The organism is Orenia sp., assembly GCF_055140805.1.
In genome coordinates this window covers 20,066-30,102 of the sequence record NZ_JBSQYM010000017.1, presented here as the reverse complement: position 1 = coordinate 30,102, position 10,037 = coordinate 20,066, and the positions used below count along the sequence as shown (strand labels likewise).

General features: G+C 37.4%; 6 protein-coding genes. All 6 read left to right on the top strand.

Annotated elements, in window-relative coordinates; all coding sequences use genetic code 11:
- Positions 1 to 507: 507 nt before the first annotated feature.
- The gene (locus ACTCDL_RS03420) at positions 508 to 1,059 is read left to right on the top strand and encodes a helix-turn-helix domain-containing protein (RefSeq protein ID WP_463174032.1); all 552 of its coding nucleotides are present in this window, start codon (positions 508 to 510) and stop codon (positions 1,057 to 1,059) included.
- A 27-nt stretch (positions 1,060 to 1,086) separates the two neighbouring features.
- On the top strand, positions 1,087 to 2,391 hold the full coding sequence (hydA, locus tag ACTCDL_RS03415; protein ID WP_463174030.1) for a dihydropyrimidinase: 1,305 nt from the start codon (positions 1,087 to 1,089) through the stop codon (positions 2,389 to 2,391).
- 164 nt (positions 2,392 to 2,555) lie between these two features.
- Entirely contained in the window at positions 2,556 to 3,920 is a 1,365-nt protein-coding gene (locus ACTCDL_RS03410) for a uracil-xanthine permease family protein (protein WP_463174029.1), read from the top strand.
- 369 nt (positions 3,921 to 4,289) lie between these two features.
- Positions 4,290 to 7,049: a molybdopterin-dependent oxidoreductase gene (locus ACTCDL_RS03405; RefSeq protein ID WP_463174028.1), complete on the top strand. Its 2,760-nt coding sequence runs from the start codon at positions 4,290 to 4,292 to the stop codon at positions 7,047 to 7,049.
- A 341-nt stretch (positions 7,050 to 7,390) separates the two neighbouring features.
- Complete coding sequence (locus ACTCDL_RS03400) at positions 7,391 to 8,473, top strand: 4Fe-4S binding protein (protein WP_463174026.1); 1,083 nt, start codon at positions 7,391 to 7,393, stop codon at positions 8,471 to 8,473.
- 4 nt (positions 8,474 to 8,477) lie between these two features.
- Entirely contained in the window at positions 8,478 to 9,842 is a 1,365-nt protein-coding gene (locus ACTCDL_RS03395; RefSeq protein ID WP_463174024.1) for an 8-oxoguanine deaminase, read from the top strand.
- Positions 9,843 to 10,037: the final 195 nt, after the last annotated feature.

Below are 10,037 nucleotides of genomic sequence, written 5' to 3'. Positions count from 1 at the left end.
TTTTTATAATGGTAAATTTACTAGCCACAGGTTTCAACCTGTGGTGATAATGACATGTTACACTACGGGTTAAAACCCGTAGCTAAAACTTAAAGTGTCCCAATATATCCATTAAGTTTCATTTTGAATTCACATACCTATATAAAATGAAAATATAATAAGAACAGAATAAATTAGAAGCAACTAATATGAATTGTACAAGAATAGAAGTTAAATTTTAAATTAGGATTAAGTTGTTTAATTTAATCACACAATAAAATTCCAAATATTTATATTTAGTAGTATTTTAAATTTGACTGGTTATCTTAATGGCATTTTTGTGTAAGTTATACGTTATATTTATGTAATTTATTTGTAAATAAAGTTTACATATGGTTAAATATCACTGAAAAAACCTATTAAAAATTCAAAAATACTTGACACAATTCTGTTTCGGGTGTATAATTAACACAAATTTAACATATAGTTCACATGAAGCTGTAAAATAAGAGAGGTGATATATTTGCAATGATTAGTAATAAGGATTTAGGAAAGAAGATTAGAGAGAAGAGAAAACAAAGAGGTCTAAATTTGAGCCAGCTTGCTGAAAGGATAGGATATACATCAAGTTTTCTAAGTCAAGTAGAGAGAGGAATTGCAGATCCATCGATTACATCTTTACGAAAGATTGCTGAGGCCTTTGAAGTCCCTATCTTTTATTTTATGCTAGATAAGGTTGAATATAACCCTGTGGTGAAAAGATGTGATAGAAAGTCATTGATGTTTCCAGGATCAAATCTAACCTTTGAACTTCTTTCACCAGATTTGAAAAGGAATATAGAGATGATCTCGGCTAGATTAGAGCCTGGGGCAGTTACTTGTGAGGAACCTTTAACTCATCATGGGGAGGAGTGTACCTTGGTTATTCAAGGAAGTATGGAGATTCAAATTGGAGAAGAGGTCTATAATTTAGAAGAGGGAGATACTATCTATTATTTTGCCAGTATTCCCCATAAGATAACCAGTACTGGAGAAGAGGACCTTATCTTTGTTTCTGCAATTACTCCACCTGACTTCTAGTATTGGCAATGACTTCTATAAGGAGGGGTGAATAGCTTGTTATTAAAGAATGCCAAGGTTGTAATTGCTGACAAGATCAAAGAGGGTGATGTTAGAATAGAAGGGGAGAAGATTAAAGAGATAGCTAAAGTTTTAAGTCCTAAGCAAGATGAAGAGGTGATTGATCTTGCTGGAAAACTGCTACTACCGGGATTGATTGATAGCCATGTTCATTTCAGCCTCCACTCTCGTGGAACAGTAACTATCGATGACTTTTATAGTGGTGGAGTTTCAGCTGCTTTTGGTGGTGTGACTACCATAATAGACTACGCCGATCAAGTTGATAACTCCTTGATTAAAGGTTTAGTAAAGAGGAAATTGGAGGCTAGAGATAGTGTAATAGATTACAATCTCCATTTATGTGTAGATAATAATTTGAGTTCAGAAAGATATCTTAAAGATTTTTATCGTTTAAGGGAGAATGGTATTTCCAGTTTGAAAGCCTTTACCACTTATTCAGATATTTATATGCTTAATAATAAGAAATGGACTGCTTTATTTAAAGCAGCTAAACAAGCAGAAATGTTAGTAACAGTTCATGCTGAAAATGATCAGATTATTCAAGATAATATCCTGAAATACCGAGCTAAAAAGCAATTAGGAGTAGAATATCACCCAGATATTCGTTCTAGTGTTGCTGAAGCAGAGGCTATTAGTGAATTATGTCAGTTACTTAAACACTTAGAAATGTCCTTGTACATAGTTCATCTCTCTTCACAAAAAGGTTATCAGCAGATACTAAAGGCAAGAGAGCAGGGGGTAGATATTTATGCTGAAACTGCTCCTCATTATCTACTGTTAACTCGCCAATTGTTAGAAGGTGAAGGGGGAAGGTTGAACTTGATGAGTCCTCCTTTAAGGGAGAAGGAAGACAATCGGGTATTATGGAATGGAGTAGCAGAAGGTGAAATAGATGTAATAGCAACAGATCATTGTGCCTTTAGTGTCGAGCAGAAGAAAGCAGGGGGCAATTCCCTTGATATCCTACCAGGAATTCCTGGGGTAGAGACGATGCTACCTTTGATTTATACTTATGGTGTTAAAGTAGGTAAAATTTCTTTAACTAAAATGGTTGAATTGCTTTCAACAAATCCAGCTAAAATCTTTGGTCTTTACTCTCAAAAGGGGAGTATAGAGGTTGGCAAGGATGCTGATTTGGTGGTCTTTGATCCAGATTTAGAGGTTCAACTACAGGGTGATAGGCTACATTCTAAGGCTGGCTATACCAGTTTTGAAGGGATAAAGGTCAAGGGGATGCCTGTAATGACGATTTTAAGAGGGAAGAAGGAGTAGTTTGAGTGTGTGTGAAGTGCCTTTCTATTGAATTTCACTCACACTCCCACACCAACTTACACTTATAAAAAGTGTCGCAATATCCCCATTAAGTTTCATTTTGAATTCACATACCTATATTAAAACAAGCTAAGAAAACAGTATAAACTCTAGGAGGGATTAAATTGGAAAATAATCAAGCTTTAAGTCAACCGTTATATGGTTTGGAGGATAGACCGTCAACTTGGGAGACGTTTTTATTAGGCTTTCAGCATATGCTAGCAATGTTTGTAGGAGTAATTACTCCACCGTTAATAATTGCAGGGGTATTAGGATTGAATGTAGCAGAGACTGGATTTTTTGTCAGTATGGCGTTAGTAGCTTCTGGAATTACAACTTATATTCAATGTAGGAAGGTTGGTCCAGTAGGGTCTGGACTGCTGGGAGTACAAGGAACGAGCTTTACCTTTGTACCGATGGCGATTGGGGCAGCAAAAACTGGAGGGATGCCTTTGGTTTTAGGGATGTCCTTAATAGCTGCCCCTGTAGAGATCGTCTTAAGTTACTTTATCAAGCAGACTAAAAGGTTCTTTCCACCGATAGTAACAGGAACTGTGGTTATGCTAATTGGCTTAAGTTTGGTTCAAGTAGGTATTACGGATTTTGGTGGTGGGGTTGGAGCTAAGAACTTTGGTGGTTTGCAGAATCTATTTTTGGGATCGTTGGTTTTAGTTATGATTATCATTGCTAATCGTTATGGAAAAGGGATGATGAAGGTTGGTTCTATTGCCATTGGATTGATTGTTGGTTATGTAGTAGCTATCTTGATGGGGTTGATCGATTTTACTCCAGTAGCAGAAGCAGGATGGTTTACCCTTCCAGTGCCCTTTAAGTATGGATTCTCCTTTGATTTGATGCATTTATTACCTTGGTTGATTGGATATCTAATCACTACTATTGAATCGATTGGAGATTTAACTGCTGTGGCTGAGGTTTCTGGAGAGAGAGTAGATACAGAAACTCATATAGAGCGTTTAAGTGGAGGAATTTTAGCCGATGGAGTGGGAAGTGTAATTGCAGCTATCTTCAACTCCTTGCCAAATACTACTTTTAGTCAGAACACTGGTGTGATTCAATTGACTAAAGTAGGAAGTAGAGTAGTTGGTTATGCTGCAGCAGGAATCTTATTGGTTTTAGGGCTAGTTCCTAAATTTGCTGCTATTGTCAGTGTTATGCCTAATTCAGTTTTGGGAGGAGCAACGATAGCTATGTTTGGAATGATAGCTACTTCAGGAATTAAGATAGTTACTAAAGGTGGATTAACTGATAGGAAGTTATTTATCTTAGCACTTTCTTTGGCCTTTGGTTTAGGGGTAACGATGAAGCCTAGTGTAGTAGCTCAATTACCACAATGGTTGTCTGCTATCTTATCTTCAGGAATTACTGTAGGTGCAATTATTTCAATTGCTTTACACTTAATCTTGCCAGAAGATGAAGTGGTAGAAAATGTAGATAATATAGATAATATAGATGAGGAAGTAGCAGTATAATATATTAATGTATAATTGACAGTTGATAGTTGATAGTTAAAAAGCTAAAATCGAAAAATATAGAATAATTGATATATAAGACATGAAAAAGAATTTGAATATTTAGCCACGAATTAACACAGATGAAACACGGATAAAAGATTAATGAAAAGGTAATAATTATTTGATTTTAACCCGTGAAAACCTGTGAATATCTGTGGCAAAATCATTCTTATTTTATCTTTAAATTTGAAATTAATTTAATAATTTCTAACATGAAATCTTTATCGGTTTCTATATATAATCAAATTATAAAGGTTTTAAATTTGATCTTGGTTTTAACTGTACATTATACACTGTACACTATCAACTAGATAAGGAGGAAGAGCTATGGCTGAAGGTATAAGTTTAGTAATTAATGGAGAAGAGGTAAAGGTTAGAAATGAGGAAGGCTCTTTAACTCTGCTAACTTTTTTAAGAGAGAAATTAGGATTCTTAGGAGCAAAAAATGGCTGTAATCAGGGGCATTGCGGTACCTGCACAGTAATCATTAATGGTAGAGCCCAAAAATCATGTGTCTGGAAATTATCAAGATTAAATGAAAGTAAGATAGAAACCATTGAAAATTTAAGTAAAGGTGGTAGTTTACACCCTTTACAGCTTGCTTTTATGGAGACGGGTGCTATCCAATGTGGTTTCTGTACTCCAGGAATGATTATGTCAGCCAAAGCTTTATTAGATAAGAATAAGCAACCTTCTGCTCAAGAGATCAAGAAGGCTTTAAAGACAAATATCTGTCGGTGTACAGGATATCAGAAGATTATTGAAGCTGTTCAATTGGCAGCTAGTTATTTAAAGGAAGGAAAAGAATTTACTATAGCTAAGAGTAAAGAGCTGTTAGCTACTAAGGAGATTCGTAATGATGCCTTAGAGAAGGTAACTGGTAAACCAATTTATGTAGATGATTTATCCCGTGAAGGAATGTTATATGGAAAGTTACATTTAAGTAGTGAGCCCCATGCTGAGATAATAGAGATCGGTACTAGTAAGGCAGAGAAAATCTCTGGAGTTATAAAGGTCTTAACTGCTGAGGATATTCTAGGTGAAAAGGATTTTGGTTTAATTATCAATCACCAACCAGTCTTGGCTTATGATAAGGTCCGTTATATCGGTGATCCCATAGCTTTGGTGATAGCAGAGAGTCAAGAGGTTGCAGCTAAAGGGGTTGAGGCGATAGAGGTTAAATATAAGCAGCTACCTACTTATTATAGTCCAGCAGAAGCTTTAGCAGAGGATGCTGTTGATATCCATCAAGATGGTAATATTCTAACTGATATTAAGCTACGTAAGGGTAATTATGAGGATCCCTTTGCTGAAGCTGATGTGATAATTGAAGATACTTATCATACCCCTTTTACAGAGCATGCTTATTTAGAGCCAGAAGGGTGCTTGGCAGAGTATAAGGATGGTAGAATTATAGTCTGGACCCCTAGTCAAGACTCTTATGAGTATCGGAGTACAATTGCAACTAGTTTAAATCTTCCTGAAGAGAAAGTTAGGGTAATTACTACTTGTACTGGGGGAGCTTTTGGTGGACGTGAAGAGCCGACTGTTCAAGTACATACAGCTTTAGCAGCTCTGCTTTTAAAAAGACCAGTTAAGATGGTTCTAACTAGAGAGGAATCAATTCGTATCTCCACTAAACGCCATGCTGCTTATCTCCATTATAAGACAGGGGCAACTAAAGCTGGGAAATTGGTAGGAGCTGAGGTTGAGATTTATACTGATACTGGAGCTTATGCTTCGGCTGGTCAGCCAGTAGCAGGAAGGGCAACTTCCTTTGCTCTGGGGCCATATCAAGTAGCAAATGCTAAGGTTGATGTCAAGGCAGTCTATACCAATAACCTGCCAGGGGGAGCCTTTAGAGGCTTTGGAGCTCCACAGGTCTGCTTTGCTGCTGAGATACAGATGGATCGTCTGGCTGAAAAGCTAGGAATTGATCCTATTGAGCTTAGGTTGAAGAATGCTTTAGAAGATGGGAGAGATACTCTGACTGGTGAGGTTGTAGCAGGTGGAATTGGCTTTAAAGATTGCTTAATTAAGTTAGAAGAAGCAATAGACAAAGAGGAAGAAATTATAAATACTGATAATAAGAAAAGAGCTTGGGGAATAGCCGCAGCTTATAAGAATGTAGGTTTGGGTACTGGGCTAGAAGAAGAGACTGAGGCTAGAATAGAGTTGAATTTAGATGGAAGCTTTACTTTATATGTAGGGTGCATCGATTCTGGGCAGGGCTCTGATACAGCAATGGCACAGATAGCTGCTACAGCTTTGGGGATTGATTATCGAGAGATCAAGGTCTTGGCAGGTGATACAGAACTGACCCCTGATATTGGAGTAACTACTGGTTCAAGGATGGTCTTTCTATCTGGAAATGCTGTTAAAGGTGCTGCAGAAGGATTAAAAGCTAAAATCTTAAAAGCGGCAGTAGAACTTAGTGGGATCGCTATAGGTGGCTTATATATAGAAGGTGGAGAAGTTAAGGATAAGGATACTGAGGACTTAGTAATCAGCTTGGCTGATATTGCTAATAAAGATATTCAATTATCTGTCTCTTATAAGTATATCCCTCCTAGAACTGCACCACTTGCTAAGGATGCTATCCCTGCTACACCAACTGCAGGTTGGGATAAGCTACACTTTGCTTATTGCTATGCTGCCCATGGTGCTTTAGTAGAATGGGATCAAGCTAGTAATGAAGTGAAAGTTTTAAAGATAATTGCAGCCCATGATTTAGGAAAGACGATCAATCTCAAGAGTGTCGAAGGGCAGATAGAAGGGGGAGTAGCTATGGGTTTAGGTTATGCTCTTAGTGAAGACTTTTACCTTCAAGATGGCAGGTTAGTCCAAGATAATCTCTTCAAGCTAAAGCTACCTAAAACAACAGATATGCCAGAGGTCAAGAGTATTTTGATAGAGGAGAATCATCCTGATGGACCCTATGGTGCTAAAGGAATGTCTGAGTTACCAGTAGCTCCAGTGGCACCAGCAGTTGTCAATGCATTGTATCGCTTAACAGGGAAGAGATTGACTAAAATACCAATTGATATAAAGCAAAGCTTTATATCAATAGTTGACAGTGAACAGTGAACAGTTGACAGTTAAAACCTAAAATTTACTATATATAGATTGAATTAAAGTTCTTTATAAGAAAAGAGAATATTTAGACACAGGCTTACGCAGATAAAAGAAGATTAAAAAATAAAGAATTAAATAATTAAATAATTAAAGTTTTTAAGTCGGTTCTTAGTCAGATTTTAGTCTTTGTCAAAATTTTTTCATTTATATCTTCTTTTATGAAACTTATTAGTTCAACATATATATTTGTAACTGATTTTTATAAAGAGATTTAAGGTCTAATGATTTTGAATTTAACTGTACACTTTAAACCGTAAACTGTCAACTGAATTAATGTAGAGGGAGGAAGAATTATGGTTGATATAGGAATTGAACTATTAAATATGGAGTTGAAGAACCCAGTAATGCCTGCAGCAGGACCACCAGTTAAAGATGCCAAAGCAGCTCGTTTGGCTGTAAAGGGGAGAGCAGGAGCAATTGTAACCAAGACTATTTCTGTTAAAGGTGCAAAAGTCTCTCGTCCCTGCATTGCTAAGATAGAAGGAGGGATGTTGAACTCTGAACTCTGGTCGGAGCTGGAACCAAAGACTTGGTTAACAGAGGAGTATCCTCAGATCAAAGAGTTGGGCTTGCCTGTAATTGTAGGCTTAGGTTATTCGGCTGAGGAGATCAAGACGTTAGCTCCTCAAGTGGCAGAGTTTGCCGATTGTTTAGAACTATCTACTCATTATCTAGGTGGTGATACTACGCCAGTAGTTGAGGCGATCAAGGCAGCTAAAAGCTCTGTAGATTTGCCAGTATTGGTCAAGTTAAGCCCACAGGTTAATATACCTAAGTTTGCCCAAGCTGCTGAAATGGCTGGTGCCGATGGAATTGTTCTGATTAATTCCTTTGGACCTTGCTTAGATATAGATATCAACAGTGGTAAAGCTTTATTGGGTAATAACTCTGGTTATGGCTGGTTATCTGGTCGAGCTATCTTTCCTTTGGCATTGCGATGTGTCTTTGAAGCTGCTCAAGCGGTAGAGATTCCAATCATTGGAGTGGGTGGGATATCTACAGGAGAAGATGCTATTAAGATGATGATGGCAGGTGCTTCAGCAGTCCAAATCTGTACAGCTGCTATGGTCAAAGGAGCTGATATCTATGGGAGAGTTGCCCAAGAGATGGCAGACTTTCTTGAAGAAAAAGGATATGGTTCTTTGGCTGAGATTAAAGGATTAGCACTAACAGAGATAAAGGCAGAGAAAAATTTTAAAAAAGAAGAACCTTATATTAGTGGTGATTGTTGTCAGTGTAATATCTGTGTTAAGGTCTGCCCTTATGATGCGTTGGTTCTTGATGATAAGTTAGAGATAGATTCAGATAAATGTTTTGGTTGTGGTTTCTGTGTGACTAGCTGTCCAACAGAGGCTTTGAAATGGTCTAGGAGGTGAAGAAATGGCTAAAAAGTTAATTAAGAATGCTGAGACAGTAATTACTATGGATGATCAGAGAAGAGAGTTGAATAATTGTTCGATTTTAATTGAGGATAAAGTAATTAAAGCTATTGGAAGTAATCTAGAAGTAAAGGAAGAAGAGGTAGATGAAGTGATAGATGGAGCAGGAATGTGGATCTTTCCTGGATTGATTAATACCCATCATCATTTCTATCAGACACTAACCCGTGCTATTTTGAAGGTGCAGAATGTGGAGTTATTCTCATGGTTAAAGAACCTCTATCCCTTATGGGCAAGTTTAACGGCTGATGCTGTTTATACTGGTACTTTAATTGCTTTAGGAGAGCTATTAAAGACAGGTTGTACTACCAGTGTTGATCATCATTATGTTTTTCCTAAGGATGCAAGTGGGAAGCTAATAGATGAACAAATCAGAGCTGCTCACAAGATTGGAGCTAGATTTCATCCTTGCCGAGGTAGTATGTCCTTAAGTGAGAAGGATGGTGGATTACCACCAGATTCAGTAGTCCAGAGTGATGAAGAAATTCTAAAGGATAGTCAGAGATTGATTGAAGATTATCATGACGCTAACTCTCAGTCGATGTGCCAAATTGTGTTAGCACCTTGCTCTCCTTTTTCAGTAACCCCAAATTTGATGAAAGAGACCGTTAAACTGGCTAGAGAATACGGAGTACAATGCCATACCCATCTAGCAGAGACTCGTGATGAAAACGAGTTCTGTCTAAGTAAATTTGGGATGCGTCCGCTAGAGCTGATGGAGAGTGTTGGTTGGCTTGGTGAGGATATCTGGTTTGCCCATGGGGTTCACTTCTCTGATCAGGAGCTGAAGATATTAAAGAGTACTGGTACAGGGGTAGCCCATTGTCCAGTCTCTAACCAGAAATTAGCCTCAGGAGTAGCTAGGATTCCAGAGATGATGAAGCAAGGAATCAAAGTAGGTTTGGCTGTCGATGGGAGTGCTAGTAATGACTCTTCTGATATGATTGGTGAGTTGAAGGCTGCCTTTTTATTGCATCGGGTAACAAGTGGGATTGATGCTATCTCCTGCCGACAGGTCTTGGAACTAGCCACCCGAGGTAGTGCTAAAATCTTAGGAAGAGAGGATATTGGTTCTTTAGCAGTAGGTAAATCAGCTGATCTATTTATGGTGAATAAGAATAGATTAGAATTTGCAGGTTGTTTTGATCCAGTAACTGCTTTAGTTACCTGTGGCAATGACCATCGAGTTGATCTGACTATGGTCAATGGTCAGGTGGTAGTTAAGAATGGTAAACTGTTGAATATAGATGAGAATAAGTTAGTGGCTAAAGCAAATCAAGTAGCGAAGGAGATAGTAGGGATATGAAGTTGACAGTGGTTTACATGAATAGTCTTGTTCTTTAGACTTGTAGAGATAGTGTACAGTTGACAGTTAAGGTCTTTAAAAACGAAAAAAATTATTGTTTGAATGAAGCAAGAATTGAATTAGAATTTAGATTATAGCAAAGTTTTAATTAGAGAATTCAATAATTGATAACATCTATTATTTTGATTGCTGAGA

Coding starts and splice junctions, on each gene's coding strand:
- ACTCDL_RS03405 (WP_463174028.1), top strand. CDS start 4,290: ATGGCTGAAGGTATAAGTTTAGTAATTAATGGAGAAGAGGTAAAGGTT.
- ACTCDL_RS03420 (WP_463174032.1), top strand. CDS start 508: ATGATTAGTAATAAGGATTTAGGAAAGAAGATTAGAGAGAAGAGAAAA.
- ACTCDL_RS03395 (WP_463174024.1), top strand. CDS start 8,478: ATGGCTAAAAAGTTAATTAAGAATGCTGAGACAGTAATTACTATGGAT.
- ACTCDL_RS03400 (WP_463174026.1), top strand. CDS start 7,391: ATGGTTGATATAGGAATTGAACTATTAAATATGGAGTTGAAGAACCCA.